This window comes from Psychrobacter sp. NPDC078501 (assembly GCF_044900935.1).
GTDB lineage: Bacteria > Pseudomonadota > Gammaproteobacteria > Pseudomonadales > Moraxellaceae > Psychrobacter.
The window spans coordinates 581,467-600,779 of the sequence record NZ_JBJDOS010000002.1; the positions used below are offsets into that span (position 1 = coordinate 581,467).

Here is a 19,313-nt window from a genome sequence, read left to right on the forward strand (position 1 = left end):
CTCAATATCAAAAATGGTATTGAGGGCTTTTTTATATGCTAAGTGTTAATAGTATCTGTTTAAATAAATTTATTGAGCATGTTCCATCATTTCAGTATGCTCATGGTGATTCATGTCCATTGATTCATCACTCATGTCATGCATACTATGATCCATATGGTTGTCCATATCCTGCATGTTATGATCCATGTCTTCTGCCATAGCCATATCGTGATTCATTTGGTTCATATCATGAGAGTCCATATCAGACATCATAGCAGCGTGGCTACCATGATTCATCTCACCATGGCCGCCATGCATATTTGCCATGACCATCGGCACGACCGCTACTGCCAAACCTGAAATTACCATAATCGCACCGTTTAGCTGTCTTAAGCGAAAACGTCCGATCTTATCACGTAGCCAACCGACCGTTTCATGCGTCGCAACCAACATCGGTATGGTTCCTAGACCAAAGACAAACATCAACGCAGCACCGCTTAATGGATTGTGAGCAACGACCGCAATTAGTAGGGCGCCATATACCAAACCACAAGGCAAAAAGCCCCAAAGCAAACCTGCTGTCAGTGCGCGCGGAAAAGTATTGAGTGGAAATACCTTTTGACGCAATGGGCTAAGATACTGCCAAAAGCGCATACCAAAACGTTCGAGCTTAGTCAAAAATGGTGCACCAAGCATCGTCACACCGACAAATACCAGTACCAATCCTAATAAAATACGCGGTGTACTATTACCCATCATCAATGGCTTTAATACGGTAATACCGATAAGCCCTGCAATTAAACCCAATAATGCGTAACTCGTTAAACGCCCAAGATGATAAGTGGCCACCAAAGCGCGACGTTTGGCGGGGCTGACATCTTTCATAGATAGGCCAAACGCGGTCACAAGACCTCCACACATGCCTAAACAATGCGGTGAACCAAAGAATCCCATTAGTAATGCCGCCACAAGTAAAGCGATGGTCATGAATGCGTCTCCTAAGAATGGTAAAGGGCGAACTTGCTAGTGCTGAATTATTTAATAAAACGGCACCAATAAATTACGCATTTATAAGGTAGGTAAGATTAGATTTCTGAGTTTTTATTTATCTCAGAGTTATCGTTATTTCCATCAGTTGCGGCTGTTTTATCTTGCTGCTGGGCAGGCGCTGAGCGTTCGTGAGCCTGCATGGTTTGGCGGCGTTCTTGACGGTCATCCAATATAATACGCTGTGATGCATTGTCCAGATCTTCGAATTGATTTGACTTGACCGCATAACGCACTGCCCAAATAGCAACCACAAACAGCATGAGACTTAATGGAATTAATAAAAATATACTGAGCATGGCAAATCTCTTAAATAGCAGTGTCTCTTATTATTATACACCCATCACAAATGTAGTGAATGATCGGTAGCATTTACAGTGAGTCTCTTAATAGTATCGTATACATCTTTAACGTTTATTCGTCAGAGTCTTTTGCGGCATTGCCTCTTGGGGTCAATAGCTGCTGTGAAGTCACATCATTGGCATGGCGACAGTCCATCTGTGGACGTATCACATCTCGCAGGTAGGCTGCTACCTCATAGACAGCGCGCCTTGAGTGACTTAAATTGTACGCAGGCTTCATCCAGTCGCGTCTTACTGGCAGTGGCGCAGGAAGTGGTGTGCTATTGATACCGTTTAAGGCAAACTGTCTGCGTGCACGTGCCATATGATAGCTGTCAGTAATCAGGTATACATGGCGTAGCGGAATGCGTTTGGCTGTAAAACGGGCGTTTTCACATGTATTCATGCTAGCATTTTCACTTATCAGTCCATCGATACCGTGTTCCATCAACCATTGACCGAGCCATGGAGCTTCAGCGCCACTCAGTACGATTGGTAGGGGTAAGTCATGGTAAGCGCCTGCAGCGGTACGGGCGCGATTGAGGCTATAGCGATTGAGGATAATTTGGTTGTTATGGTCATTGGTCAGACCGCCGCCTAAGACTACATAGGCGGTAGGCGGGGAGCTCATGGCAGCAGAAGGCATGTCAGGTAGCGGCAGTAGAGAAAAGATATAAACGATTGCTTGCGAAAACAGCGGGGTAAATAGGCTAATAATCACTAAAATGACAGACGTTGAGCCTAGTATAAAAGTAATATTGATAATGCGGAATAGTATCACCATGCGTTCAGAAAACCGCAAGTAATATCGCCATAATCGTTTAGATAATAGCCGCTTAGACCATGATTTTTTAGGCCACATGCTCAGCATATCCAATTGAGCCATCAGCATTTACCCAGACTGGCTCACGTGACAATTGAATGGCAAATTTTTCATAGACAGTAGCAGCGATATGTTTCTGCGCTATGGCTACATCTTTTTGCGTGGCTTGCTGAGGCGTATGGTTAGTCAATACTAGTGCTTGCTGCTTATGCGTAAAAATAGGCGCAATGCCGTCCCCTTTTAACCCTGCTTGCTCAATAAGCCAGCCTGCAGCAACCTTTACCATTGCATCAGGCATCGCATAACCAACGATAGCTGGATAAGTTGCTTGCAGCGCTGTAAACCGCTCCTGAGCGATAATAGGGTTTTGAAAAAAACTGCCACAATTAGGTAGCTGTTTTGGGTCAGGCAGTTTTTGTTGTCTAATATCTATAATGGCTTGCATAACATCACGAGGCATCGCTTGCTCGCGCCCTCGTTGCTCCGCATAGCGCTGCGCCACAGTCTGTACATCACCGTAACTGGCTAGAATATTGGTGGGATCAGTATGTAATCTGAAACCTACACGGCTAATAAACCATGTGTTTGGTGTGCGCTTAAAAATACTGTCACGATAGCCAAATTGGCAATCAACAGCTGACAAATGGTGCCAAGTTTGTGTCGGCAAATGATAGGCGCGTACATACTGTAAGCGATCTTCTAATTGTACGCCGTATGCACCGATATTTTGTATGGGTGCCGCGCCCGTCAGACCTGGTATTAGTGCAAGGTTTTCTAACCCATACCAACCTTGATTGACCGTATGTACAACCAAATCATGCCAGTTCTCACCAGCCATTACCTCGATATCAACATAATCGTCGGCTTGATTGGTCAGATGTATACCACGCATCTTTGGCTGCAATACTATGGCTTTTAACGCGGCAGGCAATAAAACATTGCTACCGCCAGACAGTACAAACAGTGGTAGCTTGTCTGCTGTATCCTCTATATAAGCTGCCATAAAACCGTCAAGCTGCGCCTCATTTTCTAACGTCACGACAGAGTCAGCAACACAGGCCAATGCCATAGTATTGTCATATGACAAGTCGATTGAATCATTGACTACGGCAGTCGATGAAACATTCGAAACATCAGAGCTGATGGTAGACTGAGTACTGTGGTCAAGGCGTGAAGCTTGGGTCATAACATAGCCTATGTGGCAAAAGGATAATAAATGATAAGGTAGCTATAGTTGATTCAATTTAAAAGAGATACAAGGCAACTGAATGCAGACGTAACTGTGATACTTCAAGCGAGGTTAACACTGTAGCTCTTTTATAGAAGATTAACCATATTATAAAGGATACCGGATGCAAGAGTAGCAGAAATATAGACGGTATGGCTAGCAGGCTTTCCAGCTTTCTATCCAAGCTTGGGCGCTTGATTCGATACGCTCGATCACTTCTTCGAAATCATCGTTATCGCCTTTATATGGATCTGGCACATCGCTGCCGCAATAGGTAGGGTCTTCTTCACTGAACAGCGCTAATGTTGCCAAATTATCTTCTATATCTGCAATGCTGTCTTTGATAGCTTGTAGATCAGCTAAATTCTGTGAATCCATGGCTAAGATTAAATCAAAATCACGAAAGTCATTGGCACTGACTTGACGAGCGACCAGCTTATTGATTTTGTAGCCGTGTGACTTAGCATGACGTTGCGAGCGAGCATCAGGCGCACTGCCAACGTGCCAATCACTAGTGCCTGCTGAGTCTACTTTTATAGATAGTCCAGCAATCGCTGCTTGCTGACGAAAAACTTCTTCAGCAGTAGGGGAGCGGCAGATATTTCCCAAACATACCAATAATACAGACGAGGGAGTACAGGCTTTCATCAGCATAATATGACCTTCTATAACAAAAAAACATGCTATAAGAGACCGGCATTGTTAATGCGGCTTTTATTAGCATGCAATCGATTGAATCAGCTGCTAGCGTAACGCTTAATGCTTGGAATGGCAAGGATAGAGACTAAACAATAGCGTCATTTAACAACGAAAATCTGGCCATATGATGCAAAGCCGAAAGGTGAAACAGTTTTAATCTTGATTGCTTTTAAAACGTTGTAGATCGCGTCGCTCTTTTTTGTTGGGCTTGTTATCAGGACGAGCAAGGTTGGCCAGTTTGCGCTGTTCGGCATAGTAAGCACGCCGTGTCTCGCTCTCTTTAGTCTCTGAATATAGAACCTCAGCGGCAGTCGCATTGCCACGCTGGGCAGATAGCGCCTCAACAACGACCGTCTTTTCGGTCATCGCGGTCGCTGAGCCTTGGCGAATGGTTAGCTCATCTCCGACTGAAATCTCTTTACTGGTTTTTACCCGGCTACCAGCATAGTGCACGCGTCCACTTTCAATCGCTTGTTTGGCTAGGGTGCGTGTACGATAAAACCTAGCTGCCCAAAGCCATTTATCAAGACGGATTTTCACCAAACCTTGGTTATCATCAGCATTAGCATTTTTCTTCATAAGAATCACTCTGCATTCGTTTTTATATTAAATCATAGTTTTATATAAACAATATTAGGGCAACTTTGATATTTGCAAATAGATTTGATGACTGTAGTACTTAGTATTGAATTATATGATGCAAAAAGCGGCTAATCGTAAGAGAAGCCGCTTTTGTTATTCATCTTAGGAACATACTCTTAGGAGGTTATCTTAAAAACAACTGATAGCCAATGTTGTCATTGACCGTGGCACAGTCATAACCAATATCTAAAAGCGCATCTTGCAGCTGACGAGAATTGCCTTCAGAGGCTTGCAGGCCAACCAGTACACGACCTTCAGCAGCACCATGGTTGCGGTAATGGAATAGGGTAATATTGAAGTCATCACCCAATTTCTCTAAGAACGTTAGCAATGCGCCTGGACGTTCTGGGAATACCACTTGTAGCAATTGCTCGTTTTCGACATGAGCATGACCACCAATCAAGTGACGGATATGCGATTTGGCGATATCATCATCAGTCAGGTCATGAGCGGTATAGCCATCGTCTGATAATTGGTTACTGATGGTTTGACGCTCTTTTTCACCTTCTTTTAAAGCGATACCTACGAAGATTGAGGCAGGTTCCATTGAGTCTGGTGATTTTTTGCTATCAGCACGGTAGTTAAACTCAGTAATATTACGACCGTGTAGACTGCGACAGAAGTTCAAGAAAGCGCCTGTTTGCTCGGGGATAGTAACCCCAAAGATAGCTTCTTTTTTCTCACCAATTTCAGTACGCTCAGCGATATAACGCAGGCGGTCAAAATTCATATTGGCACCGCAGATGATGCCGACGCAGTTTTTATCTTGAATATTATTAGCTTCGATATATTTTTTCATACCAGCGACTGACAACGCGCCAGCAGGCTCAACAATGCTGCGATTTTCTTCAAAGATATCTTTGACAGCGGCACACACTTCATCATTGGTACAAGTGATCACTTCAGGCTCAACGATAGGGCCTGAGTTATCGCTTTTTTGCGTACGGACGACGTCAAAAGGCAATTCGCCAATCTGTGCGACTGCCACGCCATCGACGAACAATCCTACTTGCTCAAGTTTGACACGTTCACCTGTTTCAAGCGCTGCTTTTAGACAAGCTGACTGCTCAGCCTCTACCGCGATCACTTTTACATGCGGTGCAACTTCGCCTAAGAATGCGGCCACACCAGATATTAGGCCACCACCACCAACGGCAACAAACACATAATCCATGTTGCGCCACTGCTGGGTAAGCTCAAGACCGATGGTGCCTTGTCCTGCGATAACCAGTTCATCGTCATAAGGTGGAATAAAGGTAAGTCCTTCGCGTTCAGCGCGGTCAATCGCATAACGGTTCGCTTGATCAAAACTATCACCGTGCAGATCTACATTGCCACCAAGTGCTCTTACCGCATCCACTTTGATATCAGGAGTCGTGGTTGGCATGACGATAATGTTATTTAATGATAATTTGCGCGCAGAGTAAGCCACGCCTTGCGCATGATTACCTGCTGAAGCACAAATGACGCCGCGCGCTTTTTGCTCATCGCTCAACTGACTGATGCGGTTATAGGCACCGCGCAATTTAAATGATTTGACCGGTTGTAAGTCTTCACGCTTAAATCTAATATCATTGGCAAAACGTTGGGTCAGCTTGGGCGCCGTTTCAAGTGGTGTTTGAATAGCAACGTCATAGACGGTGGCTTGTAAGATGGCTCGTACCCAGTGTGACAGCATAGTAATCCCTAAACAGAGTGAATATAAAAAGTGTAGATGAATATAAAAACGAAATAGATTAGCCTATGCCGATTTTTAGTATCTTGCAAGACTCAATTGCAGTTTTCTTGAGATTTCGTGCTTGAATTTACATGAAGTGCAGGTATTTGCCTAAGTTAAGTCTTAGGTAGGCACGATAGGACTCACAAATTAGCGCCATGATGCGCTAACATCCGTTAATATCATCGGTTATAATAGCCGCGCATTTTATCTGTTTTAGCCTTTTACTTTTTTTAAGACCATACGTTTATTTTCCAAGGATTTATGATGAGTGATCAGCAAGCACAAAAGCAAGCCGCGGCCAAAGCTGCTCTAAGCTATATCGAAGACGATATGATACTTGGGGTAGGGACAGGTAGTACGGTCAACTGTTTGATTGAGTTGTTGCCACAACTGAAGCTTGCTGGCGCTGTCGCTAGCTCACAGGTGACAGAAGACAAACTTCGTGCGCTTGGTATCGAAATAGTCGATTTAAACTTTGCTGGTACATTGGATGTTTATATCGATGGTGCGGATGAAGTCAATGAGCACTTGCAACTTATCAAAGGCGGCGGCGGTGCATTGACTCGCGAAAAGATTGTGGCAGCAGCTTCAAACAAGTTCGTCTGTATGGTCGATAACAGTAAAAGCGTTGATATATTGGGTCGCGCGTTTCCAGTACCGATTGAAGTATTACCACAAGCCCGCTCGTATGTGGCTCGTCAATTGGCCAAATTGGGCGGCGAGCCAGTATATCGTGAAGACTTTGTCACTGATTACGGCAATGTCATTTTAGACACCTATGACTTGGATGTGAGCAATCCAATCGCGCTTGAAAAAGAGCTGAATAATATCGTGGGTGTGGTCTGTAATGGTATCTTTGCAGCAAACCAAGCAGACGTTCTGTTAAAAGCAGGTGCTAATGGTGTGACAACGCTCACGCGTTAATTTATGATCAAATCATTTGTATAAAAAAAAGCCGTCCAGATCTGGGCGGCTTTTTTATTTGGGAACTTATTTAGGAGTTTGTTAGCAAGTTATTTTACTATTGAATTCACTAGCTTTTTATAGAATAACCTAAGTTATGCAGGTAACTTGATTTTATCTTTGAGTAAAAACTCCATCAATGCTTTTTGTGCGTGTAAGCGGTTTTCCGCTTCATCCCAAACGACAGAGCGTGGGTCATTAAGCATGTCATGAGAGATTTCTTCGCCACGATGGGCTGGCAAGCAATGCATAAACACCACTTCAGGATCAGCCTTGTCTAATAGAGACGGCGTCACTTGATAAGGCGCAAAACGACGTGCACGTGTGTTTTGCTCTGATTCTTGACCCATACTTGCCCACACATCGGTGACAATTAGATTAGAATCTTTTGCCGCATCTTGTACGTTTTCTACCAGACTTACGCAGTGTGAGAAGCGTTCCATAAGTTTCGGATCAGGCTCAAAGCCATAAGGTGCTGCCACGCGTAATTCAAAACCAAACTGATTAGCAGCTTGCATAAATGATGAACACATATTGTTGCCATCACCGACCCAAGTCACAATCTTATTTTCGATACTACCGCGATGCTCGTAGTAAGTTTGCATATCAGCAAGCAACTGGCAAGGATGATAGTCATCGGTCAACGCATTGATAATCGGTACACTGGAATATTCAGCAAAGGTTTCAACTTTTTCATGACCAAAGGTACGAATCATAATGATATCAACCATGCTGGAAATCACGCGTGCTGAATCTTCTAGTGGCTCGCCGCGACCGAGCTGCGTATCGTTTGGTGATAAAAATATGGCGTTACCACCAAATTGCCCCATGCCTGTCTCAAATGAGATACGGGTACGCGTTGAAGATTTTTCAAATATCATGCCAAGCGTACGACCAACAAAAGGCTGGTATATCTCGCCTGCGTGTTGCATCTTCCGCAATTCGCTTGCGCGTTTGATTAAGTTTTCTAGTTCTTGTTTGGTTAAATCAGATAAGGTTAAAAAATGGCGCAAACTCATAGTAATCCTAGCAGTCGATCGCAGTCAGTGAAACGTCATCAGTCTTCAATAGCATCGCGTCAGTGCGTATACTGGGTTGACAACAAACTTTTAGTATAGCGTATTTACTTTCAATGTAAACGTTCATTTTTATCAAGATCAAATGGCTTGCCAAATAGACCGAAATCACCTTAGCAAGCCACGATATCTTGTATGCTAATGACTATGCCGCAATGATTATGCCTGTGTACGATTTGGACGTATGCTAAGGCGACATAACAGCTCGTAGCTAATCGTCCCAGCATGACTTGCAACTTCGTCGACACGCGGCGCATCGCCCCAGAGCATGACCTTGCTATCTATAGCAAGACTCTCAGGTGCGCTACTGACATCAATAACAATCATATCCATAGCCACGCGCCCAATCACAGGACAACGGTAGCTTTGATTGTCGTTAGCATCCATAACAGTGACATACGCATCGTCAGTGACCACACGTGGGTAGCCATCGCCATATCCAACGCTGACCAACGCCGTTCTGGTGTCTTGCTGCGCACGCCAGCGGCTACCATAGCCGATCGCATCATTTGCGCTAACGGTTTGTAGAGCAATGATTTGAGCACTAAACTCCATCGCGGGCTGCAAGTTTAGTTCTTGTGCGCTTTTATCAACCACAGGCGAGCTACCGTATAAGATAATGCCTGGACGTACCCAGTCATAATGGTACTCTGGGAAGTTGACGATACCAGCAGAGTTGCATAACGAACCTTGGATATCTGGACTAATGGTGTCTTTCAAAGTCGCCAGTACGCTTGAGAAACGCTCAATCTGCATCGCATTTAATGGATGATCGTAGTCATCAGCATTGGCAAAATGCGTGGCTAGGATCAGCTGATAACCCGCTTCATGTAGGCGTTTTGCTGCTGATAGCACACCCTCAGCATTGAATCCTAAACGGTTCATACCTGTATTGTATTTGAGCCAAGCTACTCTAGTTGCACTGCCAGCTAGCGGGACATTTTGCAGGGCCCATTCTAGCTGTGGTCCGTGGTGAATCACGCAGCTAATCTCATGATCAATCGCTTGCTGCCACTCATCAGCGGTAAACGCACCTTCTACTAGACCGATGATTTTTTCCCAACCCAACTGTCTGGCTTCTAACGCTTCAGTCAACGTAGCGACACCGATACCATCTGCTTGCTGCAGGGCTGGCAAGACTGCCGCCACGCCGTGTCCATAAGCATTGGATTTGACCATAGCCAATACCTTAGACTGAGGTGCTCGTTGTTTGACTTGATTTAGGTTATGAGTAAGGGCTTTTGGTTTTATCGTGATTGTGCGCATAATCGCCTTCTGTATGAGTAGAATTATGAAGTTATAAAGCCAGTACCGCATCGATTGAGTTGATGCGGTACTGGCTATTGTATTAAAATTGATTGTATAAAATGATTTATTAACCTATGACTAAACCTGAGTTTATATAAAGCCTAGTCTTTGTTAGAGTTAAATTTTATAAAATAGATTACTCATCATTCTCAAAACTCACGCCTTGGTAGTACTCTGGCGTTAGATTGATAAAGCGGGTAAATTGACCTTCGAAGCCTAAACGAATAGTACCGATAGGACCGTTACGCTGTTTACCAATAATGATTTCCGCCACGCCTTTATGGTCTGAGTTTTCATTATAAACCTCATCACGATAGATGAACATAATCAAATCGGCATCCTGCTCAATCGCACCAGATTCACGTAGATCTGACATGATAGGGCGTTTATTTGGACGGTTTTCTAGACTACGGTTAAGCTGTGATAACGCAATCACTGGACATTCAAGCTCACGTGCGAGCGCCTTTAGACTACGAGAAATCTCGGAAATCTCGCCAACACGGTTACCATCTAGACTTGGCACTTTCATCAGCTGAAGATAATCGACTACGATAGCACCCAAGCGACCGTCATGATTTTTGGCGATACGGCGGCAGCGAGAACGCATCTCAGACGGCGGTAGGGCAGTACTATCATCAATATACAAATGCTTTGATTGCAAATGTTGAATGGCGTTCATCATCTTTGCCCATTCATCTTCATTCATTTGCCCAGAACGTAGGTGCGTCTGGTTAATCGCGCCCCATGAGGACAGCAGACGCATGACGATAGATTCCGCAGGCATCTCCATCGAAAATACGACGACTGGCAAATCTTCATTAAACAAAATCCCTTCTGCCAAGTTCATCGCAAAAGTGGTTTTACCCATCGAAGGACGCGCAGCGACAATAATCAAGTCACCCGCTTGTAGGCCTTGGGTTTTGTTATTCAGCTCGGCAAATGGTGTCTGCAAACCAATCATGCCATCGGGATTAGATTTTAGTTCTTGAATCTTATCGATAACATTGGTCAAGACAGAGGTAATACCAACAGGTCCGCGCTGTTCCGCGCGTTTGTTATGCTGCTCATTGATACTAAATATCTTACCTTCGACATTATCGAGAATGTCGCTAACGCTTTGGTCTTTTGGATTATAAGCAAGCGTCAGCATGTCATTACCAGTGGTAATCAGCTGGCGTAGGGTTGATAGTTCACGCACACGCTGAGCGTAGGCAGTCAGGTTAAATAAGGTCGCAGGACTTTGGCTCAAAATATCAGCCAAATAACTGTCACCACCTGCGCCTTTGAGTAGCTTTTGCGCTTCTAACCAGTCGTGTACCATGACGGTATCATAAGGCTCATTCACTGCCGCCAAATGGGCAATGGCATCAAAAATATATTGATGTCGCCCAGCATAAAAGTCATCTTTGGTGACAATATCGGCAATCTTGTCGTACGCCTCTTCGATACTCATCAAAGACGCGAGCAATGCCTTTTCAATATCAATATTGTGCGGCGGTGTCTGATTGAGTAAGTCGTCGGTTTTGTCGTTTTCTGCCATGAGTGCCTAATGAGTTAAAATGGGTATGAAAAAGGATGTCGATGATAGAGCAATACAAACGTAGCGCGCCTCTACGATAGAAGTACCAAAACGCGGTCTCAGGTTTGTCTGTAAATGCTACAATCAGATGCGAAAGTTTAACACATAATATGGTTTTTTAGACTTGATAAAGAACTAAATCTGAAGTGATTGTTTTTTATGAACTAAGAAATACCATAAGGTATCTAAGTGTAAAAACTTAAAGAATCAATTATAAATATAATAAAATCAATAATTTGAATAACATAAGGCTATTGTTATGACAAAAGGAAAACGACCGCTATTAATCACTACAGGTGAGCCTGCGGGTATTGGCATGGACGTAGTACTAGGACTAGCAGCAGAGGGGAAGTTGCAAGATTTTGCTCGGCCAATTTGGGTGACTGCTGATGCTAAAGCGATGCAAACTCGCGCGGAGGAGTTGGTCGCGGCGGGCGTGCTCAAAAGCACACCTAGCTGGCATACTATCAATACAGATATAAATGTCGATAATTTCGATGTTAACTTGGTAGAGCAGATCTCAAAGCAGAGTATAGAAGCTGATAGTGCTTTTATCCTACTGAATATTCCTTGTGCCGCACCCGTTGTCTGCGGGCAAATCAATATCGCTAACTCAGCGATGGTGGCTCAGCAGTTAGCTATTGCTCATAAACTGGCCATAAATAATACAGTCGCTGCCATCGTCACTGGGCCATTGCAAAAGTCAGCGCTGATAGATGCAGATATTAAGCTATTAGATGGCACCATGTTTAGTGGTCATACTGAGTTTTTTATGCAGCAAAGCGGCTGTGAGAAAGTCGTCATGATGCTGGCCAATCAAGCGATGAAAGTAGCACTTGTCACTACGCATTTGCCGTTGAAGGACATCCCTGCTGCCATCACCGCGGAGAACGTGCGCCAAACGGTAAAAATTGTCATCGATGACATGAGAGAGAAGTTTGGTCTCACGCAGCCTCGCATCTTGGTTTGCGGCCTCAATCCACATGCAGGCGAGGGCGGGCACTTGGGAAGTGAGGAGATTGAGATTATCAATCCCGTGTTGCAAGAATTCATCGATGCAGGTGTCAATATATCAGAGGCGATGCCAGCGGATACGTTATTTACCACCAGACATTTAGCAAACTGTGATGCGGTCATTGCCATGTATCACGACCAAGGACTGCCAGTATTAAAGTCGCACGGTTTTGGCGATACGGTCAATCTAACCTTGGGTCTGCCTTATATTCGTACTTCTGTTGATCATGGTACGGCGTTAGACTTGGCAGGAAGCGGCGGTGCGAGTGCGACCAGTTTATATCAAGCACTAAATATGGCTAATGAGATGGCTGATAAATCACTTATCGATGTACCTGCTGTATAAGTCAGTGCTTATAGATATTTTTCACGTAGTACTTAATAATTTTATTATCAGTAATGCCTATCTAAAAAGGCAGCCACTTAAGACGATTTAGTAAAGTTTATATCGTGCATGAGGAACAGCATCTGTCTTAAACATAGGCTCGAAAGCCTAGGATCAGGACCCTAAACTTATCTAGTGACGGATACTGATTGATTGACCAGCTCCATGGATCCGAACGAGGTTAAGAACGCGACGCTGGACGCATCGGATCCAACACCGATGCGGGCCATTGTGTCGGCACCTGCCATGCCAGTCGGATCAATGAGGTGCCAGCTCCCTTCAAGATAGACCTCGGCCACGGCATGAAAGTCTTGTGGTGTCACATCGGGCGCATAAACGCTCACAAACCTAGCTGGTATCGACGACGCGCGGGCTAGTGTTACGAGAACATGCGCAAAGTCGCGGCATACGCCCTGACGTTGAGCAAAGCTGTCGAGCGCGGTGGTTTGTGCATGGCTTGATCCGGGTACATAGCTAAATGCCGACTCGATCCAGTCGCGCATTGCGGCAATCCGTGCGCCGCCAGTGAGATTTCCAAACTCGGCGTCTACGAAGGCATGGAACTGTTCTGACGGGCAATAGTGAGACGGCATTAAATGCCTGATCGTCTCTCCGGGCAAAAGATGCAGGGGCGTTTGGGACAGTGCCGATATGTCCAAGGCAGGACGGTCAACGGCGATTTCTGCGAGATAAGTGCAGCTAAAATCCCCTTCAGCGTGAATCCAAATCCGCTCTCCTATGCCATCATCGGCGGTAACCCGTGAAAAATGCGCAACGTCTGATGTCCAAATCTCGGCTGACCGTACCCGTTGATCCGCAAGATCGGCAGCTTCAATCTGAAGTAAAAGATCCATTGGCTCTGAGAGTCGATAATGGAGTGTGACGTTAAGTTTCAAGATCATATTTGAACTCCCTAAGGGTGTTTATCTGGCGGGCTGACGATCGCGTGAGGCTGAACCGCCCCGACTATATCAGAGACTGGCTTACTGGAGTCAGACAGCAATACCTGACAGGGTTAAATTATCATAATACCGCTTTTCAGAATCAAAAGGTGAGACATAACCAATTGCGTTATGCAGTCGGGCTTTATTAAACATAAAAATCTTTAAAAATCAATTATCGGTTTATTTTTACGCCGCAATCGTTATGATGACGCCACCTTTGGACTGGTTTCTGTCTGCTGGCGCTTGGTTTGACGCTGCCATTTAGCATAATCAGAGTTTATATTAAATAGATTTGGTGGTAAAAAGTTACTGGGTCAGTGGACTTGAAAGCATGGCTCGTCTATCGATAATAATTATTCAAAAACACAGCCTAATTATGAGCTGTGGTATAATTTGTCATTATAAAGTCAGCGTATCGCTGCCATTACATTATCATCGCCCATTTATCTTTTATACATTAAGACTCTTTTATGTCCAAAACTTCATTTGATGCTCAAACTATTTCTAACAGCTTACGTGCTGCCAAACATCAGCCGCGTAAGCGCTTTGGCCAAAACTTTTTGCATGATACTAGCGTCATTCGCGAAATCGTCGAAAGTATTCGTCTAGAGCGCGATGACAATTTGATCGAGATTGGGCCTGGTATGGGCGCATTGACCGAGCCGTTATTAGCAGAAGTGGATGCGATGACAGTCGTGGAGCTGGATCGTGATTTGGCAGATAGCTTGCGTATTCGTATCGGTGCCAATAGCCATCCAAACTTTGATATTATCAAAGACAACGCGATGCATGTGGACTACCGTGAGCTATATAGTGAAGAGCGCGGTAAGCTGCGCGTGGTGGGTAACCTGCCGTATAACATCTCAACGCCTATTTTATTTCATCTGCTTAGCTATGCCGATGTGATTCAAGACATGCATTTTATGTTGCAAAAAGAAGTGGTTGAGCGTATCACAGCCGATGTGGGTAGCAAGACTTATGGCCGCTTATCGGTCATCATGCAGTACCACTGTGATACAGATTATTTGCTGACCGTTCCTCGCGGTGCGTTTAATCCACCACCAAAGGTGACTAGTGCTGTCTTCCGCTTGACGCCGCACATCAACAAACCAGTAGTCGCAAATGATGAAGAGCACTTTGCTATTGTCGTACGTGAGACTTTTAACCATCGTCGCAAAACACTACGGGCTATCTTCAAAAAATCAACGTTGCTGCCGACATTGAGCGAAGACGATTTTGAGGCTTGTGGTATCGATCCGCAAGCACGACCTGAGACATTAAGCGTCACAGATTTTGTGAACCTAAGCAATCATTCACAACAACTAGACGTATAATGTATTTTTGATAAATAAAAGCATGCTACTAACCGTCAATTATAATGGCGGTTTTTTATGCTTTATTTTTGTGATTAGCGCTTAAGTATTTATTTCTTATCGAACTGTCTTTAATTATCGTGTTTAAATCATTGAGGTGTTATGAGTTTTCGCCATCAGTATGTTATCGGTGACTTGCAGGGTTGCTATGCTGCGTATCTAGAATTGCTAAAAACACTGGATTTCGATCCTGCCCAAGACAAATTATGGTTTGCTGGTGATTTGGTAGCACGCGGCGAGGACTCATTGAACACGCTGCGTCATGTCAAAGCGTTGTGTGAGCAGGGCGCTGCGGCAACGGTATTGGGCAATCATGATCTTAATTTGATAGCAGTCTGGCGCGGGGTAGCCAAGCTTAAAAATAAAGACAAAACCGCACCTATCTTTGCTGCGGATGACTGTGATGAGTTGCTCGAATGGTTACGCAGGCAGCCGATATTGGCTTATCCTGATGAGCATACGGTGTTAGTGCATGCCGGTATTCCACCACATTGGAGTATTGAAGCAGCTGCAGGATACGCACAGCAATTAGAAGCTCAGCTGCAAAGTAATTTGGCGCAGCTCGATCAATTGCTACCGAATCTATATAGCAAAGAAGCGGATGAATGGCATGCAGGTATCGAAGGATTTACCAAAATGCGGGCGATTGCTAATTACTTTACGCGTATGCGCTTGTGTAAGCAGGATGGGGCGCTCGAGTTTAGCTTTTCAGCAGGTTTAGAGGAAGCTATGCCAACCGATTTTTTGCCTTGGTTTGAGTGGCAAGTACCGCGCACTCGTAAGATACTATTCGGTCATTGGGCTGCGCTAAAAGGAGAGATTGATTTGCCACATGCGCGCGCACTCGACGGTGGCTGCGTGTGGGGTAACTATCTATTGGCTTATAGATTAGGTGATGGCAAGGTAATAACCTCAAGCGCACAGTGCCCGAGTCCATAAAGAGGGTTATAGGTGTCTTAATATACAAGGCTAAATAAATAGTCTGTTATAAGTAGTTCCATTATATCAGTCTGTTTTAAGTAGTCTGTTAATAGACTTAAAGGGTGAAATAGCTGGTTCCCTTGGGGGTATACCTATGGCAAACCAATCAAAGAAAAATAACTCGACAGTTTGCCCAGCTTTAATAAGCTTTGGCTAAATATTCAAAGCAAAACTCAATAACACGCGTTTACCAGATTGAATTCGTGAAACACTGTGCTCATATTTATCGGGACGAAATAAATAAACTCTGTCGAACAGGTTTATAATGCAGTTTGAACACTCGAACACACCACCAACTTTAGGCTGAATTAAAACAAAGTTTAATTTGTAATAACAGCCTTTTTGCACGGAGTCACAGTGTCTCATAACGCTGTGGTTAGTAGGGTAGGTAACATAATTAATTGAAAAAATTCTACTACTGAAAATTGCTTTGTTGGTTACTCTTTCGGTCATATCTAATCCATTATTTTACATGTATTCAATGACTTTAATATCAACAGTTGATCGAGCAAAAACCCACCGCAACTACCTATTTAACTAGGTAGCTTTGGTGGTTTTTTAGGTTTTGGTAAAGGTGTTTTTGCGTCACCAGTCTGCTTGTCATTAGAGTCAGTATGGTGTGGCTCATCACTAACGACATCGCTATCAACCGCACTTATCGTTTTGGTGACCTTATCGTATTGGATGTCATCGGTATAAGGAACGCTGTTTAGTTCGTCATCGACTAAACCATCGTCCAGATCCATTACCTTTTCAGGAGAGCTATACGGCTGCGTATGCTCATCTATTGGCTGCTTTTCATAGTTGATGTCGGTGTTTGTCTGGGAATGTTGAGCATCAGCATGTTTAGATTCAGGCAGGATTCTGACATCAGACAAACGCCTTACCACATAATTACTCGGTATGGATTTGCCATTTTTTTGTGCGGAGGTATCATCAAATATCATATGGCCCTGACTATCGATACGCGCATATTTCATTGGCTTATCACGTGGCCAGAAAAAGTCAGACGGATGACTAATAATATGGCCAAATACGAGCTTTGTGAGACGACTCCATTCAAAAAATCGAACTTCTTTAGAACGTAGGGCAACAAACAGTGCCAGTGAAAAGCTAACGATTAAGTTGACCAGACCAATAAGTGCCACACCAAGTATAGAAATTAGGATGAGATTCCAGCTGATGTCATCAGCAGATATATTGAATAGCCCATGTGCCAAGTTTGCTGAAGCAAAGGCAATGTGACGGATATCAATTGGTAAGCCAAAGATATAGCCGATAGTCGCGGTACTACCTAAGAACACCCCGAATAAGAAGTTACCCATGATAGCGCCCAAGTTGGCTTCTATAAAGCCGCCTAAACGCTGAAGCCATGAGCTAGGCAATAGGTATTTCAACAATCTGTGACGTTGTATACGTGCGCCTACGTTGTTATAAACTGCCAAGTTGTCATAGTAACCGGCAATCAAACCAGATAAGAACAGGTAAACCCCAGCAATGGCAGCATGGGGCAGTGCTAATGAGTGAAATGGGTCAAGATCATGTAGCAAATGTCCTGCTTTTTCGGTGTCAATCATTGGCGCGCCAGTATATTGCAACCAAGCAAAAGAGATAATCAAAGCGACGGGTACGGCTAACATGACGTTACCCATGATAGCGATAAACTGGGTACGCAAGATATCGACGACCAATTCTGATAGCTTAGTCAACTGATGCGATTTTTTACCAGAGCCTTCAGAAATGGTAGAAGCGATTGCAGCCGCGGTCATGGCTGGCTGCTTGGTCGCGACTGTGCCGCGAATAACATGAATAAATACGAAACCCAAACCATAGATCATACTGTTGATGAACGCACGACCCATGGGTGCGAGCGCTAAGTGATACGCCAGTATTTTTATGGTTGCCATAAATGCAATGACAAAGCCACCAATAGAGGCTTTTTTGAGCATCTTTTGATAGCCAGCTTTGTCGGTACTAATATAATGCTCACCGACGCGGCTGGCATTTTCTGTGACTTTACGAGAGAGTAATTTGGTATTGTTATCAATCAAATAACCAATACTATAGCGCTGATTAGCCGTAGTGATAAGCGCCTGTATCAGTTCAATAACAGCGCGATCTCGCTTTTGATTATCGTCTGTGACCAACTCAGTCAAAATCCGCATACGCTGCAAACTTTGATCTAGACGCAGCATCATATTAGTCAAACGGATGGAGATACCGGTCTTATAAATCCGCTTGCGTACAGTAGCAACAATATCTTCGCACTGTTCAAGCATGACCAATAGAGGTGCGGGGTCGACTGCTTGCTCGGGTGTGATATCTGTCAAGGTATCAAGCTCATGTGCTTGACGATATTGATTGACAAAGAGTACGGCTTCTTGGTTTTGTGCAACAAAAGATGCTGAGTAGTTCAGTATCTGCGGATAGGACTCCATCAAATCAGGATGCAAGCCGATACCACTGATGCGATAAGACAAAATGATAATGGCGTTTAAAATACTGTTTTTTGCGGTAGCGACTAGATTTAAATGTTTCTCTTCTACACGAACCAGCTCAACCAGTTTGTCCCATTTTTCCTTTTCGATATTGGCAAGCCAGCGTTCATCAGAGCGTTTATTAAATAAGTAGCCCACCAGTTCAACGACAGAGTCATCTTGTGGTAATAATGGTAAAAACCGATGGCCAATCAACCGGCGTAAACTGTTAAAGAATCCTTGGTCGGACATAATACCAGTATCGGTATACAGCGCAATTTGTCGATATTGGATAATCAGTTTTAGCACAAAACTAGACAGCCCATCTCCATATTCTGGATGCTGATGTATGATATCAATAAGGGATTGAATTTTTTCGTTGGCCAATGCAGGTTCTTTATCACTGACTCGTAGCTCATCAATCAAGCGTTTGAGTACCGCAGGATCTGGCACGTCGCTCAAAGCGGTAATCTGTTGTAAAATGCGTTTTAATTCTGACACGTCGCACCCTTTATCATGGTTGTTTCAATCGTTTTTATTATTTAAGTCGGTATAAGTGGTTGAGTAATGTTTGCCAATCGTTCAATTGTAGTCGAGCGACATCTTGTCTTGCGTTATTTTAATCGGAACTGCCAATTGATATTGAATTATTTTGTTAGCAGTTATTTTGACAAAAAAAAGGACAGTAACACGACTGTCCTTTTAATCAAGGTATTTTAGGTTAGTTTTAA

16 protein-coding genes are annotated in these 19,313 nt (G+C 44.0%); 4 read left to right on the forward strand and 12 right to left on the reverse strand.

Annotation, left to right across the window (positions count from 1 at the left end; genetic code table 11):
• Window positions 1-69: 69 nt before the first annotated feature.
• From ACI2IW_RS05395 to ilvA, 7 genes are all read right to left on the reverse strand, one after another.
• The gene (locus ACI2IW_RS05395) at window positions 70-969 is read right to left on the reverse strand and encodes a sulfite exporter TauE/SafE family protein (RefSeq protein WP_404692919.1); all 900 of its coding nucleotides are present in this window, start codon (window positions 967-969) and stop codon (window positions 70-72) included.
• Window positions 970-1,067: 98 nt separating this feature from the next.
• Window positions 1,068-1,328: a cbb3-type cytochrome oxidase assembly protein CcoS gene (gene ccoS, locus ACI2IW_RS05400; protein WP_404692920.1), complete on the reverse strand. Its 261-nt coding sequence runs from the start codon at window positions 1,326-1,328 to the stop codon at window positions 1,068-1,070.
• Between the two features lie 115 nt (window positions 1,329-1,443).
• Window positions 1,444-2,172 carry a YdcF family protein gene (locus tag ACI2IW_RS05405; RefSeq protein ID WP_404692921.1) on the reverse strand — a complete coding sequence of 243 codons (729 nt, stop codon included), beginning with the start codon at window positions 2,170-2,172 and terminating at the stop codon, window positions 1,444-1,446.
• Between the two features lie 49 nt (window positions 2,173-2,221).
• A complete protein-coding gene (murB, locus tag ACI2IW_RS05410) occupies window positions 2,222-3,262 on the reverse strand; it encodes a UDP-N-acetylmuramate dehydrogenase (protein ID WP_404692994.1) in 1,041 nt (346 codons plus the stop codon).
• A 315-nt stretch (window positions 3,263-3,577) separates the two neighbouring features.
• On the reverse strand, window positions 3,578-4,075 hold the full coding sequence (locus ACI2IW_RS05415) for a low molecular weight protein-tyrosine-phosphatase (RefSeq protein ID WP_404692922.1): 498 nt from the start codon (window positions 4,073-4,075) through the stop codon (window positions 3,578-3,580).
• A gap of 198 nt (window positions 4,076-4,273) precedes the next feature.
• Complete coding sequence (locus tag ACI2IW_RS05420) at window positions 4,274-4,699, reverse strand: RNA-binding S4 domain-containing protein (protein ID WP_404692923.1); 426 nt, start codon at window positions 4,697-4,699, stop codon at window positions 4,274-4,276.
• Between the two features lie 187 nt (window positions 4,700-4,886).
• Window positions 4,887-6,440, reverse strand: coding sequence for a threonine ammonia-lyase, biosynthetic (ilvA, locus tag ACI2IW_RS05425; RefSeq protein ID WP_101205019.1), 1,554 nt, complete (start codon window positions 6,438-6,440; stop codon window positions 4,887-4,889).
• Between the two features lie 306 nt (window positions 6,441-6,746).
• Between ilvA and rpiA the strand changes: the two genes are divergently transcribed.
• On the forward strand, window positions 6,747-7,406 hold the full coding sequence (gene rpiA / locus ACI2IW_RS05430) for a ribose-5-phosphate isomerase RpiA (RefSeq protein WP_404692924.1): 660 nt from the start codon (window positions 6,747-6,749) through the stop codon (window positions 7,404-7,406).
• 134 nt (window positions 7,407-7,540) lie between these two features.
• Here the strand turns inward: rpiA and argF are convergent, their stop codons facing one another.
• From argF to dnaB, 3 genes are all read right to left on the reverse strand, one after another.
• The gene (gene argF / locus ACI2IW_RS05435; protein WP_057760398.1) at window positions 7,541-8,464 is read right to left on the reverse strand and encodes an ornithine carbamoyltransferase; all 924 of its coding nucleotides are present in this window, start codon (window positions 8,462-8,464) and stop codon (window positions 7,541-7,543) included.
• Window positions 8,465-8,680: 216 nt separating this feature from the next.
• Window positions 8,681-9,787 carry an alanine racemase gene (gene alr, locus ACI2IW_RS05440; protein WP_404692925.1) on the reverse strand — a complete coding sequence of 369 codons (1,107 nt, stop codon included), beginning with the start codon at window positions 9,785-9,787 and terminating at the stop codon, window positions 8,681-8,683.
• A gap of 178 nt (window positions 9,788-9,965) precedes the next feature.
• Window positions 9,966-11,369, reverse strand: a complete 1,404-nt coding sequence (dnaB, locus tag ACI2IW_RS05445) for a replicative DNA helicase (protein ID WP_057760393.1) — start codon at window positions 11,367-11,369, stop codon at window positions 9,966-9,968.
• 298 nt (window positions 11,370-11,667) lie between these two features.
• On the opposite strand from dnaB, the gene pdxA reads away from it, so the two are divergent.
• Window positions 11,668-12,768 (forward strand): 4-hydroxythreonine-4-phosphate dehydrogenase PdxA, encoded by a 1,101-nt coding sequence (gene pdxA, locus ACI2IW_RS05450; protein ID WP_404692926.1) that lies wholly within the window; start codon window positions 11,668-11,670, stop codon window positions 12,766-12,768.
• Window positions 12,769-12,935: 167 nt separating this feature from the next.
• Here pdxA and ACI2IW_RS05455 read toward each other — a convergent pair whose 3' ends face one another.
• Complete coding sequence (locus ACI2IW_RS05455; protein WP_404692927.1) at window positions 12,936-13,709, reverse strand: transglutaminase family protein; 774 nt, start codon at window positions 13,707-13,709, stop codon at window positions 12,936-12,938.
• A 512-nt stretch (window positions 13,710-14,221) separates the two neighbouring features.
• Between ACI2IW_RS05455 and rsmA the strand changes: the two genes are divergently transcribed.
• The gene (gene rsmA / locus ACI2IW_RS05460; RefSeq protein ID WP_404692928.1) at window positions 14,222-15,085 is read left to right on the forward strand and encodes a 16S rRNA (adenine(1518)-N(6)/adenine(1519)-N(6))-dimethyltransferase RsmA; all 864 of its coding nucleotides are present in this window, start codon (window positions 14,222-14,224) and stop codon (window positions 15,083-15,085) included.
• Window positions 15,086-15,226: 141 nt separating this feature from the next.
• The gene (locus ACI2IW_RS05465) at window positions 15,227-16,063 is read left to right on the forward strand and encodes a symmetrical bis(5'-nucleosyl)-tetraphosphatase (RefSeq protein WP_404692929.1); all 837 of its coding nucleotides are present in this window, start codon (window positions 15,227-15,229) and stop codon (window positions 16,061-16,063) included.
• A 575-nt stretch (window positions 16,064-16,638) separates the two neighbouring features.
• On the opposite strand, the gene ACI2IW_RS05470 is transcribed toward ACI2IW_RS05465, so the two are convergent.
• Entirely contained in the window at window positions 16,639-19,083 is a 2,445-nt protein-coding gene (locus ACI2IW_RS05470; RefSeq protein ID WP_404692930.1) for a site-specific recombinase, read from the reverse strand.
• Window positions 19,084-19,313 lie beyond the last annotated feature (230 nt).

Coding starts and splice junctions, on each gene's coding strand:
- ACI2IW_RS05395 (WP_404692919.1), bottom strand. CDS start 969: ATGACCATCGCTTTACTTGTGGCGGCATTACTAATGGGATTCTTTGGT.
- ccoS (WP_404692920.1), bottom strand. CDS start 1,328: ATGCTCAGTATATTTTTATTAATTCCATTAAGTCTCATGCTGTTTGTG.
- murB (WP_404692994.1), bottom strand. CDS start 3,262: ATGGCATTGGCCTGTGTTGCTGACTCTGTCGTGACGTTAGAAAATGAG.
- ACI2IW_RS05415 (WP_404692922.1), bottom strand. CDS start 4,075: ATGCTGATGAAAGCCTGTACTCCCTCGTCTGTATTATTGGTATGTTTG.
- ACI2IW_RS05420 (WP_404692923.1), bottom strand. CDS start 4,699: ATGAAGAAAAATGCTAATGCTGATGATAACCAAGGTTTGGTGAAAATC.
- ilvA (WP_101205019.1), bottom strand. CDS start 6,440: ATGCTGTCACACTGGGTACGAGCCATCTTACAAGCCACCGTCTATGAC.
- rpiA (WP_404692924.1), top strand. CDS start 6,747: ATGAGTGATCAGCAAGCACAAAAGCAAGCCGCGGCCAAAGCTGCTCTA.
- argF (WP_057760398.1), bottom strand. CDS start 8,464: ATGAGTTTGCGCCATTTTTTAACCTTATCTGATTTAACCAAACAAGAA.
- alr (WP_404692925.1), bottom strand. CDS start 9,787: ATGCGCACAATCACGATAAAACCAAAAGCCCTTACTCATAACCTAAAT.
- dnaB (WP_057760393.1), bottom strand. CDS start 11,369: ATGGCAGAAAACGACAAAACCGACGACTTACTCAATCAGACACCGCCG.
- pdxA (WP_404692926.1), top strand. CDS start 11,668: ATGACAAAAGGAAAACGACCGCTATTAATCACTACAGGTGAGCCTGCG.
- ACI2IW_RS05455 (WP_404692927.1), bottom strand. CDS start 13,709: ATGATCTTGAAACTTAACGTCACACTCCATTATCGACTCTCAGAGCCA.
- rsmA (WP_404692928.1), top strand. CDS start 14,222: ATGTCCAAAACTTCATTTGATGCTCAAACTATTTCTAACAGCTTACGT.
- ACI2IW_RS05465 (WP_404692929.1), top strand. CDS start 15,227: ATGAGTTTTCGCCATCAGTATGTTATCGGTGACTTGCAGGGTTGCTAT.